This window comes from Streptomyces sp. NPDC088923, assembly GCF_044749745.1.
Taxonomy (GTDB): domain Bacteria; phylum Actinomycetota; class Actinomycetes; order Streptomycetales; family Streptomycetaceae; genus Streptomyces.
In genome coordinates this window covers 418,337-433,455 of the sequence record NZ_JBIVIO010000005.1, presented here as the reverse complement: position 1 = coordinate 433,455, position 15,119 = coordinate 418,337, and the positions used below count along the sequence as shown (strand labels likewise).

At 73.3% G+C, this 15,119-nt stretch carries 12 protein-coding genes; 4 read left to right on the top strand and 8 right to left on the bottom strand.

Annotated features, from left to right (window positions below; translation table 11 throughout):
• Positions 1-401: 401 nt before the first annotated feature.
• Both ACIP4O_RS22285 and ptsP read left to right on the top strand, forming a co-directional pair.
• The gene (locus ACIP4O_RS22285; RefSeq protein ID WP_361334663.1) at positions 402-851 is read left to right on the top strand and encodes a PTS glucose transporter subunit IIA; all 450 of its coding nucleotides are present in this window, start codon (positions 402-404) and stop codon (positions 849-851) included.
• Between the two features lie 62 nt (positions 852-913).
• Positions 914-2,584: a phosphoenolpyruvate--protein phosphotransferase gene (ptsP, locus tag ACIP4O_RS22280; RefSeq protein WP_401576801.1), complete on the top strand. Its 1,671-nt coding sequence runs from the start codon at positions 914-916 to the stop codon at positions 2,582-2,584.
• A gap of 46 nt (positions 2,585-2,630) precedes the next feature.
• On the opposite strand, the gene ACIP4O_RS22275 is transcribed toward ptsP, so the two are convergent.
• Both ACIP4O_RS22275 and ACIP4O_RS22270 read right to left on the bottom strand, forming a co-directional pair.
• A complete protein-coding gene (locus tag ACIP4O_RS22275; protein ID WP_401576838.1) occupies positions 2,631-3,569 on the bottom strand; it encodes a hypothetical protein in 939 nt (312 codons plus the stop codon).
• A gap of 146 nt (positions 3,570-3,715) precedes the next feature.
• A complete protein-coding gene (locus tag ACIP4O_RS22270) occupies positions 3,716-5,695 on the bottom strand; it encodes an acetoacetate--CoA ligase (protein WP_401576799.1) in 1,980 nt (659 codons plus the stop codon).
• A 394-nt stretch (positions 5,696-6,089) separates the two neighbouring features.
• Here ACIP4O_RS22270 and ACIP4O_RS22265 point away from each other — a divergent pair, with 394 nt between their 5' ends.
• Positions 6,090-8,297 carry a TIM-barrel domain-containing protein gene (locus tag ACIP4O_RS22265; protein WP_401576798.1) on the top strand — a complete coding sequence of 736 codons (2,208 nt, stop codon included), beginning with the start codon at positions 6,090-6,092 and terminating at the stop codon, positions 8,295-8,297.
• Between the two features lie 112 nt (positions 8,298-8,409).
• Here ACIP4O_RS22265 and ACIP4O_RS22260 read toward each other — a convergent pair whose 3' ends face one another.
• Positions 8,410-8,970, bottom strand: a complete 561-nt coding sequence (locus tag ACIP4O_RS22260; protein ID WP_401576796.1) for an NUDIX domain-containing protein — start codon at positions 8,968-8,970, stop codon at positions 8,410-8,412.
• A gap of 75 nt (positions 8,971-9,045) precedes the next feature.
• On the bottom strand, positions 9,046-9,891 hold the full coding sequence (locus tag ACIP4O_RS22255) for a M15 family metallopeptidase (RefSeq protein WP_401576795.1): 846 nt from the start codon (positions 9,889-9,891) through the stop codon (positions 9,046-9,048).
• Between the two features lie 107 nt (positions 9,892-9,998).
• On the opposite strand from ACIP4O_RS22255, the gene ACIP4O_RS22250 reads away from it, so the two are divergent.
• Positions 9,999-10,364: a DUF962 domain-containing protein gene (locus ACIP4O_RS22250; protein ID WP_361334680.1), complete on the top strand. Its 366-nt coding sequence runs from the start codon at positions 9,999-10,001 to the stop codon at positions 10,362-10,364.
• A gap of 44 nt (positions 10,365-10,408) precedes the next feature.
• Here the strand turns inward: ACIP4O_RS22250 and ACIP4O_RS22245 are convergent, their stop codons facing one another.
• The 4 genes from ACIP4O_RS22245 to ACIP4O_RS22230 all read right to left on the bottom strand — a co-directional run bounded on the left by ACIP4O_RS22245 (position 10,409) and on the right by ACIP4O_RS22230 (position 14,870).
• Positions 10,409-11,005, bottom strand: a complete 597-nt coding sequence (locus ACIP4O_RS22245) for a GTP-binding protein (RefSeq protein ID WP_401576792.1) — start codon at positions 11,003-11,005, stop codon at positions 10,409-10,411.
• 92 nt (positions 11,006-11,097) lie between these two features.
• Positions 11,098-11,682 (bottom strand): DUF742 domain-containing protein, encoded by a 585-nt coding sequence (locus tag ACIP4O_RS22240; protein WP_401576836.1) that lies wholly within the window; start codon positions 11,680-11,682, stop codon positions 11,098-11,100.
• A gap of 12 nt (positions 11,683-11,694) precedes the next feature.
• Positions 11,695-12,138 (bottom strand): roadblock/LC7 domain-containing protein, encoded by a 444-nt coding sequence (locus tag ACIP4O_RS22235; protein WP_010277239.1) that lies wholly within the window; start codon positions 12,136-12,138, stop codon positions 11,695-11,697.
• Complete coding sequence (locus ACIP4O_RS22230) at positions 12,135-14,870, bottom strand: nitrate- and nitrite sensing domain-containing protein (protein ID WP_401576790.1); 2,736 nt, start codon at positions 14,868-14,870, stop codon at positions 12,135-12,137. Before ACIP4O_RS22230 ends, ACIP4O_RS22235 begins: the two co-directional genes overlap by 4 nt.
• Positions 14,871-15,119 lie beyond the last annotated feature (249 nt).

Genomic DNA, 15,119 nt, shown 5'->3' with positions numbered 1-15,119 from the left:
CTCTATCAGACTCTCTCGGGCCCGATTTCCTCGGTGCTTTCCGGTTCCCGGCCCGGCCTTTCGGCCTTTCCGTTTCCCTTTCGGCGTCTCCGACTCTATCAGGTCCTTTTCTCTCTCCTGACCGGGCCCTCGGACATGAGGGTTCCCCGCCGGAAAGAAAGGGATTCGACTTCGTCGGATTACCTGGAACTGCCGCCCCGCGAGGCGTGCCCGGTCCCAGGCAGGATGACGACTGTACAGCTCTGCTCCCTACGGGTGCAAATCGATTCCGTGGTGCCCTCACACAGACCCCTCGGCACGGCCCACTCAAAACAGCACAGAAGGTGACTTAGTCTGACGATCTCCGTGCCGTTCCCGCCCAGTGGGGCGGCCCAGGACCTCGCCGCCCAGGGAGGCAAGTCATGACCCTCGTGACCTCACCGCTTGCTGGTACCGCCATCGGACTCGCGAACGTGCCCGATCCGGTCTTCTCCGGTGCCATGGTCGGCCCGGGGACGGCCGTCGACCCCGAGCGGAAGCCGATCGAGGCGGTCGCCCCCGTCGACGGCGTCCTCGTCTCCCTCCACCCGCACGCCTACGTCGTGGTCGACGAGCAGGGCCACGGGGTCCTGACCCACCTCGGCATCGACACCGTGCAGCTCAACGGTGAAGGCTTCGAGTTGCTCGTCAGCAAGGGGGACACCGTCCGGCGGGGGCAGGCGCTCGTGCGCTGGGACCCCTCGGCCGTCGAAGCGAAGGGGAAGTCCCCGGTCTGTCCCGTCATCGCCCTTGAAGCGACGATGGACGCGCTCTCCGATGTACGGGAGAGCGACGCCGTACAGCCCGGCGACACGCTCTTCGGCTGGGAGTGACGGCCGCGAGGCGGTACGGACAGGGAACGGGCACGGAACCCGAGCGAGCGGAGACAGTGAGCATGGAGACGAGGCTGCGGGGCGTCGGAGTGAGCCACGGGGTGGCGATCGGCGCGGTACGGCACATGGGCACGGCGGTACTCGAACCGCCGGCGAAACAGATCCCCGAGGAGGAGGCCGAGCGCGAGCAGGGGCGGGCGCGGCAGTCCATGGACGCCGTCGCAGCCGACCTGACCGCGCGCGGGCACCTCGCCGGGGGTGAGGCGCAGGACGTCCTGGAGGCCCAGTCGCTCATGGCCCAGGACCCCGAGCTCCTCGCCGATGTCGAGCGGAGGATCGCCGTCGGCTCCACGGCGGAACGCGCCGTCTACGATGCCTTCGCCTCCTACCGCGCCCTGCTCGCCGGAGCCGGCGAATACCTCGCCGGGCGCGTCGCCGACCTCGACGACGTGCGCAACCGCATCGTGGCGCGGCTCCTCGGTGTGCCGATGCCCGGTGTTCCCGACAGCGACGAGCCGTACGTGCTCGTCGCGCGCGACCTCGCGCCCGCCGACACGGCGCTGCTCGACCCGACCCTCGTACTCGGCTTCATCACCGAGGAGGGCGGCCCCACGAGCCACAGCGCCATCCTCGCCCGCGCCCTCGGGGTGCCGGCCGTCGTGGCGCTCCCCGGTGCGACGCAGCTCGCCGAAGGGACCACGGTGGCCGTGGACGGAAGCGCCGGGGAGGTGTTCGTGTCCCCGGGGGCACGCAAGCGCGAGGAGTTGGAGGCCCTTGCCGCCGAGCGAAAGGCGGCCCTCGCGGCGAGCACGGGTCCCGGGGTCACCTCGGACGGCCACCGGGTGCCGCTGCTCGCCAATATCGGGGGCCCCTCCGACGTCGCCGCCGCCATCGAGGCCGGTGCGGAGGGGGTGGGGCTGTTCCGTACCGAGTTCCTCTATCTCGACGACAGCGAGCGGGCGCCCTCCGTGGAACAGCAGACGGAGGTCTACCGCTCCGTACTGGAGGCGTTCCCCGACCGGCGGGTCGTGGTCCGGGTCCTGGACGCGGGGGCGGACAAGCCGCTGGCGTTCCTCCATCCCTCCGAAGAGCCCAACCCCGCGCTGGGCGTGCGGGGGCTGCGGGCGCTCCTCGACCGTCCCGAGGTGCTGCGGGACCAGCTGACCGCGCTGGCGCGCGCGGCTGACGGGCTCCCCGTGCACCTGGAGGTCATGGCCCCGATGGTGGCCGACCGGGCGGACGCGCGGGCCTTCGCCGAGGCGTGCCGGGCGGCGGGGCTGCACGCGAAGTCCGGGGCCATGGTGGAGATTCCCGCCGCGGCGCTGCGGACCGGGGCGATCCTGCGAGAGGTCGAGTTCGTCTCGCTCGGCACCAACGATCTCGCCCAGTACACCTTCGCGGCGGACCGGCAGGTGGGCGCCGTGGCCCGCTGGCAGGACCCGTGGCAGCCCGCGCTGCTCGACCTGATCGCCTCCGCCGCCCGGGCGGCGGCCGAAGCGGGGAAGACGTGCGGGGTGTGCGGCGAGGCCGCGGCCGATCCGCTTCTCGCGTGTGTGCTGACAGGGCTCGGCGTCACCTCCTTGTCGATGAGCCCCACCGCGCTCCCCTACGTCCGTTCCACGCTCGCCAAGTACACGCGCGCCCAGTGCGAGCGGGCTGCGGGCGCGGCGCGGGCCGAGGACGGGGCCGAGGAGGCGCGACGGGCGGCGGGAGCCGTGCTCTCCGGCGAGTAGGCGTCCGCCGGAGAGCCTTCGCTCACTTCGGCTGCGGGCCGACGGGTTACTCCTGCGCGTCCTCCCCGTCCTGGCCGTGCTCGTGATGGGGGGTGCGGGGCGGCGTCAGAACGGGCGCCGCACGGTAGTCGACGCCCGGCTCCGGCGGGATGGGCTCGCCGGTCTCCGTGTCCGTGCAGTAGGCGTCGAAGACCTCGGCGGCGGTGAGGGGGCGCAGGGTGTGCTCGCGCAAGCGCCAGCCCCGCACCGCGTCGCAGGTGTCCGGTCCGCTCGTGCGGGCCACGAGTCCGCAGGGCAGGCCCGCCGCGAGTGCGGCGGCGAGGACGGTGGTGAGGTCCAGGGCCGCCGACTCCTCCGGGTGCGGCCAGGTGCCCGGGCTCGTGTCGATGTCGAATTCGGCGAGCAGGGGGCCGGCTTCCGTGCTGGTACTGCACACCAGGTGGTGGCGGCCCGCGCCGAGGGCGTGGCAGGCCGCCGTGAGCAGTTCCGAGGCCCGGTCGAAGGCGGCTCTCGCGAGGCTCTCGCCGCAGTCCGCGCAGCGTCCCGCGGCGTCGAGGAGTTCGCCCGCGTAGGCGAAGGTGGCCCGGCGCAGGGCGAGATGGGCTAGGTCGGGCAGGAGGTCGGCGAGGGGGCGGCCCTCGTACGGGAGGGTCGCGCCGGTCTCGACGAGGTGTTCGGTGAAGCGGTGGCGGCTCTCCGCGCTGCCCGGGTCGAGTCCCGAGCCGGCGCAGAAGGCCACGTATTCCTCGGGGTCGAGGAGACCGACACGGGTTCGGCGGCCCTCGGTCGTACGGGATCTGAGGACGGCGTCGGCCGAGTCGAGGTACTGCGCGTGGTCGCGGAAGCGGGGGGCGCCGTAGCGGGTCATGCGGTGGTAGTCCTCTTCCTCCGCGAGGAGGGCGAGGGCGCCGATCAGCTCACGGTCGATGCGGTCGAGCCGCAGGCCGCGGCGGTCGTGGCGGGGGGCGGTGTGCTGGCGGGCCATGGGGGCCTCCTGAGGCGTCATCGAGGCACTCCCTCACGGAGTGTCCTCACTTGATCGCACACCGTAGGCGACGGCACTGACAACGCCCCCGGACAACCGTCGCGACGCCGCCGCCTCGGGACGGGTCCGGGGCGGCGGCGAGGGATTCAGGAGTGTGCCCGCCCCAAACGTTCGTAGCCCCGCAGGAGTTCCAGATCGTCAACAGAGCCGGGGTTGACTGCCTTCTCCAGAGGGGTTCCCTGAAGCAGTCGCTTGACGGGGACCTCCAGGCGCTTGCCGGTGAGGGTGTGCGGGATCGCCCGTACCTCGATGACCTCGTCCGGTACGTGGCGCGGGGACAGCTCGGTGCGCAGTGCGGTGGCGAGCCGGGTGCGCAGGGCGTCGTCGAGTACGGCGCCCTCGGCGAGCTGGACGAAGAGGGGCATCCAGTAGCCGCCGTCGGGCTGTTCGACGCCGATGACGAGCGATTCGCGGATCTCCGGGAGGCGTTCGACGACCTCGTAGATGTCCGCGGAGCCCATGCGGACGCCGCCGCGGTTGAGGGTCGAGTCCGAGCGGCCGTGGATGATGACGGAGCCGTGTCCGGTCAGGGTGATCCAGTCGCCGTGCCGCCAGACGCCGGGGTAGGTGTCGAAGTAGCTGTCGTGGTACCGGCTGCCGTCCGGGTCGTTCCAGAAGCGGATGGGCATGGAGGGCATGGGGCGGGTGACGACGAGTTCGCCGACCTCGTCGACGAGCGGCTCGCCCTCGGGGCCCCAGGCCTGGAGGTCGACGCCGAGCGCGGGGGCCTGGAGTTCCCCGATGTGCACGGGGAGGGTGGGGACGGCTCCGGCGAAGCAGCTGCACACGTCGGTGCCGCCGCTGACGGAGGCGATCCACACGTCCTCTCCCGCCTCGTCGTGGAGCCAGCGGAAGCCGTCCGGGGGCAGGGGGGAACCGGTGGTGGCGACGCAGCGGACGCGGCTGAGGTCGAAGTCGCGGGCGGGGTGCAGGCCGGCCTTGCGCGAGGCCATCACGTAGGCCGCGGAGGTCCCGAAGAGGGTCGCGCCGGTGGTCTCGGCGACGCGCCACTGGGCGGCCGTGTCCGGGAAGCCCGGACTGCCGTCGTACAGGACGAGGGTCGAGCCGGTCAGGAGGCCGGAGACGAGGAAGTTCCACATCATCCAGCCGGTGGAGGTGTACCAGAAGAAGCGGTCGCTGGTGCTGAGGTCGCAGTGCAGCCCGAGCTGCTTGAGGTGTTCGACGAGGATGCCGCCCTGGGACTGCACGATCGCCTTCGGCAGCCCCGTGGTGCCGGAGGAGTAGAGGACCCACAGGGGGTGGTCGAAGGGCACCTGTTCGAAGACGGGGGCCTCATCGCCCGCGACGACGTCGGCCCAGGTCTCGGCGCCCTCGGGGGCGGGGGTGCCGAGGAGCGGGACGTGGACGAAGGTGCGGACGGTGGGGAGTTCGGCGCGCAGTTCGGCGACCACGTCCGTACGGTCGTGTTCCTTGCCTCCGTAGCGGTAGCCGTCGACGGCGATGAGGACGACGGGTTCGACCTGGCGGAAGCGGTCGAGGACGCTGCGGGCGCCGAAGTCGGGGGCGCAGGAGGTCCAGACGGCGCCGACGGCGGCGGTGGCGAGGACGGAGACGATCGCCTGCGGGACGTTCGGCAGGTAGCCGCTCACCCGGTCGCCCGGCCGGACGCCTCGCGCGCGCAGCGCCGCGGCGAGGGAGCCGACCTGTCGGCGCAGTTCGGCCCAGGTCATCGGTTCGGGGCCGTGGGTCTCGTCGACGTGCAGGAGGGCGGCCTCGCCCGCGAGGAAGGGGTCCTCGGCGGTGCGCAGGGCGTGTTCCGCGTAGTTGAGGCGGGAGCCGGTGAACCAGCGGGCGCCGGGCATCGAGCGGTCGGCGAGCACTTCCTCGTACGGCGTCGAGAAGCGGACGTCGAACCACTCGGCGACGGCCTGCCAGAAGGTGTCGAGGTGCTCGACCGACCAGCGGTGCAAGGCCGGGTAGCCGCCCTCGGCGGGGGCTCCGTGGTGCTCGGCCGCCCAGGTCTGGAACCGGGTGACGGCGGCGCTCGCCGCGCGCTCCTGTCCTGGTTTCCACAGGGGCTGGGGCGGCTGGGCTGCGGTGCTCACGGGGCGGCTCCAAGGGGCGCTGCGCGGCGGCTGTGCCGCGCAGGGTCGGTGAGGGTCCCGGGTACTGGCCTCGGCGGACTGCCGCCGGGCCTGCGGACCGGGCGCTGCGAAGGACGATGCCACGGACCCGGCGTCGGCACCAGGGTGAGGGAGGGGTGAGGGGCTGGTGGGAAGGGGGGTCGGCAGACATGGACAGGAGAGATCCGGTGTGCTCGGGTGCGGGGCGAATGCTCCGCGTGGCCGGTTCGCCGGCCGGTCGGGAGCGGGGCTCCGGGCGTGGACGCGCGGGGTTTGCGGGGCGCTCGGCGAGCGGTGGGTGGCGTGGGGAGGACGTCTGGGTGAACGGCCGTCGAACGAGGTCACCGGTCGGCCGAGTGGATGACACTCTTGCGTCATGATCCCTCGTGACCTGGTGCGTTGGCTGACGGCGACGCGGGGAGACGGCGCCGGTGGCGGCCGGCCCGGCGCGGTGTCGCGTGCGGTCGCGCGGCGGTGGGTGCGGGCCGGGCGCGTGGCGTGGCGCGGGGGCGCCGTGGCGCCGGTGCGGGCGCGGGTGCCGGGGGCGCTGACGGCGCTGGAGCCCGCCCCGGGTGGCGGCCTGGTGCGGTTCGCGCGCTCGGAGCTGTACGTGCGGGTGACGGTGCGCGGGGCGCTCTTCCTGGGCTGGGACGGTGCCGCGCCGATGCCGTCGTACGCCGTATCGGGTACGGAGGCGGTGGCGCCGGACGAGCGGGTCGTGCTGGAGCCGGACACCGAGGGAGGGGTGCGGCTCGTCTCGGAGCGGCTCGGTCTGACGGTGGCGCGGGACGGCACCGTGGAGGTGCGGACCCCCGGTGGTGTGGTGCTGCGCAGGCAGTCGCCGCCGCGGTGGTGGGAGGCGGCGGGATCGGTGCGGAGCGGGGGGCGCTGGGTGTCGCGCGCCGAGGTGGCCGCCGACGCCGTGTTCCTGGGCGCGGGGCGGGACGGCGCGGTCCTGGTGGAGGGCGCGTACACGGTGGGCGGGGTGCGGCCCGGTCTGCGGATGCCGGTGCAGGTGGTGCAGGCGGACGCGGGGTGTCATCTCGTCTTCCACGACGCGGAGGAGACGGGGGAATGGCTGCTGCGGCCCGGCCGGGAGGGCGCGGGGTCGGGGCACGACCGGGCGGGGGTCGCGGAGCTGCGGATGAGCGGTGGCCCGGTGCGCTCCTGGGTGGTGGTCGGCTCGCCCCAGCGGCTCGCCTACGGCTGGGCGTCGCTGACGGGGGCTCCGGTGCCGCCGCCGGGGGACGCGCTCGGCGGCGGTGGGCGGGAGATCGTGCGGGTACGGGGCGGGGGCGGGCCCGGTGCGGTGGAGGTGCTCCCGGCCGCGGGGCGGGGGCGGTGGTTCGGCGGGGACGCGGGGTGGGCTCGGTGGTTCGGCGGGGAGGCCGGGTGGGATCGGTGGTTCGGCGGGGGCGCGGGCCGGGACGCGGGTCCCGAGGTGCCGTTGTGGACGGATTCGGGGGTACGGACACGGGAGGGTGAACGGTACGTGGGGCTCGCCGGTCAGGGACGGCACGGCTTCGTTCACTCGTTCGAAGGAATGGATGGCGTTCTGGAACTGTGCAGGGCCCGGGCTGTGTTCAACTCATTGCGCGGGGCCTTTCCGGGCGAACGGCCTTTGCAGCTGGCGGCGGGTGTGTGGGCCGGGCAGCAGCGGTACGGCGGGGTGCTCCTGCCAGGTCCCGAGGTGGGCGACTGGGCGGAGTTGCCGCGCACGGTGGGGCGGGTGCTGGGGCTGGGGCTGTGCGGGGTGCCGTTCTGCGGTCCGGAAGCGCGAGGGGCGGAGGGCGGTGCGCGGGGTGCGCGTGGAGGGGAGGTGCGGCGGGCCGAGGCGCGGGCGTCGAGGGTGCGGGCGTCCGAGGCGCGGGCGTCCGAGGCGCGGGCGGCGGCCGAAGGCGCGGAGGCGGAGTGGGTGGTGCGGTGGGATCAGTTGACGCGATGGCTGCCGTGGGGTGGCTGGGAGGAAGGAGAGGGGGCGGGAGGGTCCGCGTCGGGCGGGCGCGAGCGGTGGGGACCTTATTGGACGACACTGGCGCGGCACGCGGGCTTGTGGGGTGGTCCATGGGTACGCCCGGTGTGGTGGTTCACGCCGGAGGACCGGGCGCTGCGCGGGGTGGGTGACGCCTTCCTGGTGGGCGAGTCGCTCCTGGTGGCGCCGGTGTGCGAGCCGGGGGCGCGGAGCAGGCGGGTACGGCTGCCGAAGGGGCAGTGGTACGACACGGCAACGGAGGTGGTGTACGAGGGGGAGAGCACTGTCGAGGTCGCGGCGCCGCTCGACCGGGTCCCGGTCCTGGTCCGTGCGGGAGCGGTGGTCCCGGTGCGGGAGGCGGGCGGGACGGTTCTTGAGGTGTGGGCACCGCTGCCGGAGAGCGGGCCCGGGGCGGGGTTGTACATCCCCGACGAGGGCGGAGGCTGGTCGCCTCCCCTCGTGGAGCGGTACACGAGCAGGCTGGGGGTCAACGGGGAGGTGGTCGTGGAGCGGAGCGGCGGGCCGGGCGTGAGGCCGGGCGGAGTGGGGGGTGCGGGGCGGCCGGTGCGGGTGCGGGGCTTGGGGGCCGCGGAGCCGGTGGGGCCTGGGTGAGCGGGTGGCCTGGGTGAGCGCGCGAACTGCGTGAACGGGTGGCCTGCGTGAACGGGTGGCCTGCGTGAACGGGTGGCCTGCGTGAGCGCGCGGCCTGGGTGAGCGGGTGGCGTTACTGGTAGCGGCCCTCGAACCAGGCTCTGACGGCGACGGTGTGGAGCGGGAAGCCGAGGCGGGCCGGTTCGCGCAGGATGTGGCGGCCGTCGGTCTCGTCGGTGGGGACGGAGCTGGGGAGTTCGGCGGCGGGGCGGGTCGGCAGGACGCCGAAGAGGAGGAGGTGGCCGTCCGGGGAGCTGAGGGCGTCGGCGAGGCGGACGTCCCGGGGCTCCGCGTCGATGCCGGTCTCCTCGCGGAGTTCGCGTACGACGGCGTGGCGCCAGTCCTCGCCGTGGTCGACGAAGCCGCCGGGGAGGGCGACCGTGCCCTTGGCGGGTTCGATGGCGCGTGTGATGACGACCAGTCCGGTGCCGGCGCGGTCGTACACGGGCTGGAGGGCGACCGCGACCGGCAGCGGGTTGCCGTAGGCGGTGGCTCCGCAGACGGCGCAGGTGCGCGGCCAGGAGCGCGCCTCGGCGTAGGGGGCTCCGCAGCTCGAACAGTGCGAGTAGGGCCGCGGACCGGCGGGGGCCGGGGCATCGGCGGAGCCGTCGGGGTGGGAGTGGGTCCGGGACACGCGCGGACTTTATCCGATCTCTGGGGTGAGGGTGACAGGGGGAGGGTCCGGCGGGCCCAGCGAGATGAGGAGGTGTCAGTGGCGGGAGGTCAGGGAGTGGCGGGAGACGGGGAAGTCGAAGTAGGTGTCGGGGTACTGCTCGGGCTGGTGGGTGAAGTGCCACCACTCCTCGGGGAGGTTGGTGAAGCCCTCGTGCTCCAGGGTGGTGGTGAGGAGCTCGCGGTGGGCGCGCTGGATACCGGTGATTCGCGGGTCGTCAGTGTGCGCGAGGGTGTCGAAGCAGTCGAAGCCGGTGCCAGTGTCGACGGCCATGTCGGGGAAGCGCTCGGACTTGGGGCCGTAGCAGGAGGTGAGCGTCTCGCCGGGGACGTAGGGGCGGGTGGGGTGCGCGGGGAGGCGGACGAAGCTGAGGTCGAGGGTCGAGCCGCGGCTGTGGCCGGACTTCTCCGCGATGTAACCGTCGGCGAAGAGGCGGGTCTTGTCGACGCGCGGGTAGAACTCCGCCTTCATGCGCTGGTCCGAGAGGTCCTCGGCCCAGCGGGCGAAGTGGTCGACGGCGCGCTGGGGGCGAAAGCAGTCGTACACCTTCAGCGAGTAGCCCCGGCGCAGGAGTTGGCGCTGAGCGCGGTGGAGCGCCTCGGCCGTGGAGCGGGTGAGGAGGCACAGCGGCTGGGCGTAGCCGGTGACGGGGACGCCGGTGAAGTTGTGCGGGGTGGCGTAGCGGATGTCTTCGATGATCGTGGAATCGATGTCGCGGAGTTCGACGAAGGAGGCGGGGGCTTTGGGGTCGCGGTGGGGAGCGCGGGAGGTCTGGGATGCCTGGGCGGTGGGCGTGGTGACGGTGAGAGAGAGGAGGACGGCGAGGAGGAGAGCGGGGAGGGAACGGAGGGAGCGGAGCGCTGTGGGGGTGCGTCGTCTCATGGGGTACGGGTTTAGCAGTGGGGGCGCGGGATTCCCAGAGGGCGCCCGCGGATCGCATACGAGCGGGGACGTTCCGTACGGCCCGGGGAGCCGTTACCGTGCCCGGTATGAGCGACGAGGCACAGGAGTTCGGGAGCTACGAGGAGTTCTGGCCGTACTACGTGGCCATGCACTCCAAGGCGGCGACCCGCTGGGTGCACCTGACGGGCACGCTGACGGGGCTCGCGGTGAGTGCGTACGGGCTGGCGCGGGGGCGGGTCAAGTACCTCGCCGCGCTGCCCGTGATCGGCTACGGGACCGCTTGGCCGGCGCACTTCCTCATCGAGCGGAACAACCCGGCGACCTTCGGCCACCCGGCGTGGTCGCTGCGGGGCGATGCGGCGATGATCCGGATGATGCTCGCCGGGCGGGACGCCGAACTCGGCGAGATCGCGCGGAAGTGGCTCGCGGAGCACCGTTCGACCGGCTCCTGAAGGGTTGTCACGGCACGTCCCTGGCTCGTTTCGCCCGGTGCGGATCAGTGGGCGGTCCGGCTCTCGCGCCCGGCCATGGCGTGGCGACGGGCGTGTTCGACGACCTCGATGAGGACGGCCTTGACGGAGTCGCGTGCGCGGGCGTCGCAGGGCACGAGGGGGACGTGCGGGTCGAGATCGAGAGCGGCGCGGATCTCGGCGAGCGGGTGGTCCTCGGCTCCGTCGAAGCGGTTGACGGCGACGACGAAGGGGATGCCGCGCCGCTCGAAGTAGTCGATGGCGGCGAAGGAGTCCGCGAGCCGGCGGGTGTCGACGAGGACGACGGCGCCGAGCGCGCCCTGGGCGAGTTCGTCCCAGAGGAACCAGAAGCGGTCCTGGCCCGGGGTCCCGAAGAGGTAGAGGACGAGTTCCTCGCGCAGCGTGATGCGGCCGAAGTCCATCGCGACCGTGGTGGTGCGCTTCTGCTCGACCCCGCGCATGTCGTCCACCGGGCGGGATGCCTCGGTGAGGACCTCCTCGGTGCGCAGCGGCCTGATCTCGCTGACCGCACCGACGAGGGTCGTCTTGCCGACCCCGAAGCCCCCGGCGACCAGGAGTTTGAGGGTGAGCGGCCGGTCGGGCCGGCCACTGAGGGCGTTCATTCGGTCTCTTCTCCTGCGGCCCCGCCGGGTGGCGGGCGTGGGGGTTCGGTGTGGACAGGGGGTGCGCGAGGCGGCGGTGGGGCGCCGCTCCCTCACAGGGCGCGCAGTCCTTCGATGACGTCCCGCAGCACGCTCTCGTCGGGGAGTTCGGCGGGGGGTACGGGGCGGGTGATCGTGACGAGTTCGGCTTCGGCGAGGTCGCTGACGAGGACGCGCACGACGCCGATGGCGAGGTCCAGTCCCGCGGCGATCTCGGCGACGGACTGCGGGGCGCCGCCGCACAGGGCGAGGATCTCGACGTGTTCGGGGGTCAGCAGGGCGTCCTGCTCGGGCGGAAGGAGCCAGGGCGGGGCGGCGGGCGCCGCGGGCTCGTCCGTGCGCGCGCCACCGGTACCCGCGCCCCCCGTACCCGCGCCACTCGTCACCTCGTCCGCGGCCGTACCGGCCTGCTTGCCGGTCTCCGCCGCCCTTCCGCGTGTTTCGGCGGGTGCCCCCGTCCCGGCCGGTCCGCCCGGACCGGGGGCACCGGGGGGCGGAACGGCGGAGACGAGGGCGATGAGGTCGAGCCGGTGGCCGCCGGTGGCGCTCGTGCGGCCCCGGGTCATGGCGTACGGGCGTACGACGGGTCCTGCCTCGTCGTCGTACCAGCGGGCTGTCTCGTGACCGGCGTCGCTCATCATGGCCTGCCTCTATCCCCCGGCGGAGATGTCGGTGCGGGGGGCCTGGCCGAGGTGGACGCCGACCCGCTTGACGAGGAGTGTCATCTCGTAGGCGATCTGGCCGATGTCCGCGTCGGGTCCGGCGAGGACCGCGAGGCAGCTTCCGTCGCCCGCCGCCGAGACGAAGAGGAAGGCGTCGTCGAGTTCGACGAGTGTCTGCCGGACGCTGCCGGCGTCGAAGTGGCGTCCGACGCCCTTCGCGAGGCTGTGGAAGCCGGAGGCGACCGCCGCGAGGTGTTCGCTGTCCTCGCGGCTGATGTCCTCGGACATCCCGGTGGGCAGGCCGTCGCTGGAGAGGATGATCGCCTTGCGGATGCTGGCGACCCGGGCGACGAGGTCGTCGAGCAGCCAGTTGAGTTCGTGGGTGCCGCCGGGGGCTCCCGGAGTTGACGCGGCGGTCCTTGGCGCAGTCATCGACCGTCCCTTTCCGGAGTGTTTCCTTGCGCTGTGCTGTGCGGGGCGGGCCCGGTGGCTTCCGGTCCGTCCTCGTCCTCGGTGGCGCGGGCGGCCCAGCCGGGTCGCTCGTCCGCCGCGGCTTCTTCCTCGCGGCCCCGGCGCCAGCCGCGCTGGAGCGAGGCCATCCGGGTCCGTACGGCGTCCGCGTCCCGCTCCGGTTCGGGCCCGGTGGGTGCGCTCGGCCCGGGCTGCTCGCGCAACTGACGGGCGAGGCTTGCCTGGCGTACGCGACGGGGCAGGCCCGTGGGGCCCGCGGCGGGGGCTGACCGCGCCCCCCTACCCGCACCGCCCTCATCCGGGCGGGACGTAGCGGCTGTACCGGACGTAACAGATGTACCGGCCGTGTCGGGCGTGCCAGAGGTGGCCGGCGTACTGGACGCGTCCGGCGCGTTCGGTACGTCCTGTGCCTCCACGCTCGTGGACTCGGCCGAGCTCACCGGTGCCGTCCTCGCGCCCTGCCTGTCGCCGGAGGTGCCATCGGCCCGCTCGCCGGTCCGCGTGCGGGGGCGGCGGGCCGGGAGCGGGCCCGGGGCCGGGGCGGGGCGGCTGTGCTCGGCGTCGGGTTCGGGGTCTTCGTCCCGCGCGTGGTCGCCGACCGGGCGGCCGTGCGAGGTGACGAGCTTGGGGACCGGGCGGCGGGGCAGCGCGCCGAGCTGGGTGAGCGGGCCGCGCGGGCCCTCGTCGGCGCCCGCGGGCACCGGCTCCCGTACCGCCGTACGCCCGGGCGCCGCGACGGGGGCCTCCAACTCGACGGGCCCGTCCGGGGAGACGGCGGGGAAACCCGTGCCGTCGGTCCCCGGCACGTCGGTGAGGACCTTCTCCGGCAGGACGACGACGGCGGTCGTGCCGCCGTACGGGGAGGGCTGGAGCGAGACCTTGACGCCCTGGCGGCGGGCGATGCGGCTCACGACGAAGAGACCGAGCCTGTCGGTATCGGAGAGCTCGAACTCGGGCGTCTCGGCGAGGCGTTGGTTCGCCGCGAGAAGCGCCTCCTTGGTCATGCCGAGGCCGCGGTCGTGGATCTCCAGGAGGAAACCCTGGCCGACGCGTTCGCCGAGCACCTGCACGGCGGTGTGCGGCGGCGAGAACACGGCGGCGTTCTCCATGAGTTCGGCGAGCAGGTGGGTGAGGTCGCCGACGGCCGCGCCCGTGACGGCGACGCGGGGCAGCCGGCGCACCTCGACGCGTTCGTAGTCCTCCACCTCGGAGACCGCGGCGCGCACGACGTCCATGAGCGGCACGGGGCGGCGCCACTGGCGGGCCGGGGCGGCGCCGGAGAGGATGACGAGGCCCTCGGCGTGGCGGCGCATGCGGGTCGTGAGGTGGTCGAGGCGGAAGAGGTCGGCGAGTTCGTCGGTGTCCTCGGTGCGGCGTTCCATCGTGTCGAGCAGGGTGAGCTGCTTGTGGAGCAGGACCTGGCTGCGGCGGGCGAGGTTGACGAAGACCTCGGAGACGCCCTTGCGCATATCGGCCTGGCGCACGGCGGCCTCGACGGCGGCGCGCTGGAGGGTCTCCAGCGCCAGGGCGACCTGTCCCATCTCGTCACGTTCGTGGGCGAGGCGCGGTGCCTCGGTCTCGATGTCGATCTCCTCCCCCGCCGCGAGCCTGCGCATGACCTCGGGCAGGCGGACCCCGGCGGTCTCGTTGGCGCGGCGGCGCAGTCCGGAGAGATCGCGGACGAGGGAGCGGCCGATGCGGACCGAGAGGTAGAGGGAGAGGAGCAGCGCGACGAGGCCGAGGAAGCCCGCGACGCCGGTGCGGAGCAGGACGCCGTGCGCGTACGGGGTCACGGCGTCGCGGTAGGCGGTCTCCATCTCGTCGTCGCGGGAGGCGAGGTCGGCGAGGACGTTCTTCGCCGCCTTGGTCCAGGTGGCGGCGTCGACGACGGCGACGGCGCTCGGTGTCGACTGGCTGACGCCGTACTCGGCGTCGGTGAGGACGGAGGTGCTCTGCTTCTTCCAGTACTGCTCGAAGTCCTTGCGCTCGTCGGCGGGCAGCAGGGCGAGGTTGGTGTCGTAGAGCAGTTCGCGCTGGGCGATGAGGTCGGAGACCTTCTGGATCTCGTCGCGGCCGAGGCGGTGCCCGGTGAGGGCGGCGCTCACCACGGCGTCCTCCTGGGTGAGGAGTTCGCGGGCGCGGTCGACGCCGACGACGCCGCGGCCCCGCTTGTCGAGCGCGACGTCCTTCACGGAGCGCAGGTCGGTGAGGAAGCCGAAGCAGGGGTCGACGAGGTCGGAGTAGAGCTTGAGGGCGGAGGTGCGCGAGAGGCGGTTGTCCTCGGCGCTGCGGCGCAGGGCCGTCAGATCGGTGAAGGAGTCGACGACGGCGTCGAGTTCGCGGCGCGAGGTGGCGTTCATGCGGTTGCGGAGGCCGTTGTCGCGGGCGACGTCGCGGACTTTCCCGGCCGCTTCGTCGGTGGCGGAGTAGCTGCGGCGCATCGCCGAGAAGACGTCGGAGCCACGCGGGTCGGCGAGGTAGACGAGGGTGCGGGTGCGCTCCTGCTGGAGGGCGCGGGTCGCTTCCTTGACGGGCTGGCCCGCCCGGTCGATGAGCTGGCTCACGCCGAGGACCTGGTACGCCTCCTGCCCGCTGATGACGGTCGCGTAGGCCCAGACCACGCCGAGCGAGAGGAGGGGTACGAGCAGCAGGGCCACGATCTTCCGGCGGATCGATTTCCCGCGAAAGCGCATGGTGTCGTCCCCCTGTGGTGTCCCCGTCGGCCGATCCCGAAGCTCTTCGTCCACCGCCGGTGGACGGGTCGGCGCCCACTGCTCCCGGGGCCGTCCGCGCCGGTGAGCGCGAGCGTCCACGGGCGGCCCCCGCGGGGGCGTGCGCGTGCCTCGTGAATCGGCGTGACTCTACTACTGCCTCAGCTACAACTCGAAGACATGTCCGGATAGTTTTCTTGTTGAGCGGGTACGGGGCGGGTTTCACCCCCG

What these genes read in the sequence shown, in the direction of transcription:
- ACIP4O_RS22240 (WP_401576836.1), bottom strand. Translation starts at nt 11,682, where the DNA reads ATGAGCGACGCCGGTCACGAGACAGCCCGCTGGTACGACGACGAGGCA.
- ACIP4O_RS22245 (WP_401576792.1), bottom strand. Translation starts at nt 11,005, where the DNA reads ATGAACGCCCTCAGTGGCCGGCCCGACCGGCCGCTCACCCTCAAACTC.
- ptsP (WP_401576801.1), top strand. Translation starts at nt 914, where the DNA reads ATGGAGACGAGGCTGCGGGGCGTCGGAGTGAGCCACGGGGTGGCGATC.
- ACIP4O_RS22250 (WP_361334680.1), top strand. Translation starts at nt 9,999, where the DNA reads ATGAGCGACGAGGCACAGGAGTTCGGGAGCTACGAGGAGTTCTGGCCG.
- ACIP4O_RS22255 (WP_401576795.1), bottom strand. Translation starts at nt 9,891, where the DNA reads ATGAGACGACGCACCCCCACAGCGCTCCGCTCCCTCCGTTCCCTCCCC.
- ACIP4O_RS22235 (WP_010277239.1), bottom strand. Translation starts at nt 12,138, where the DNA reads ATGACTGCGCCAAGGACCGCCGCGTCAACTCCGGGAGCCCCCGGCGGC.
- ACIP4O_RS22265 (WP_401576798.1), top strand. Translation starts at nt 6,090, where the DNA reads ATGATCCCTCGTGACCTGGTGCGTTGGCTGACGGCGACGCGGGGAGAC.
- ACIP4O_RS22230 (WP_401576790.1), bottom strand. Translation starts at nt 14,870, where the DNA reads ATGCGCTTTCGCGGGAAATCGATCCGCCGGAAGATCGTGGCCCTGCTG.
- ACIP4O_RS22285 (WP_361334663.1), top strand. Translation starts at nt 402, where the DNA reads ATGACCCTCGTGACCTCACCGCTTGCTGGTACCGCCATCGGACTCGCG.
- ACIP4O_RS22275 (WP_401576838.1), bottom strand. Translation starts at nt 3,569, where the DNA reads ATGGCCCGCCAGCACACCGCCCCCCGCCACGACCGCCGCGGCCTGCGG.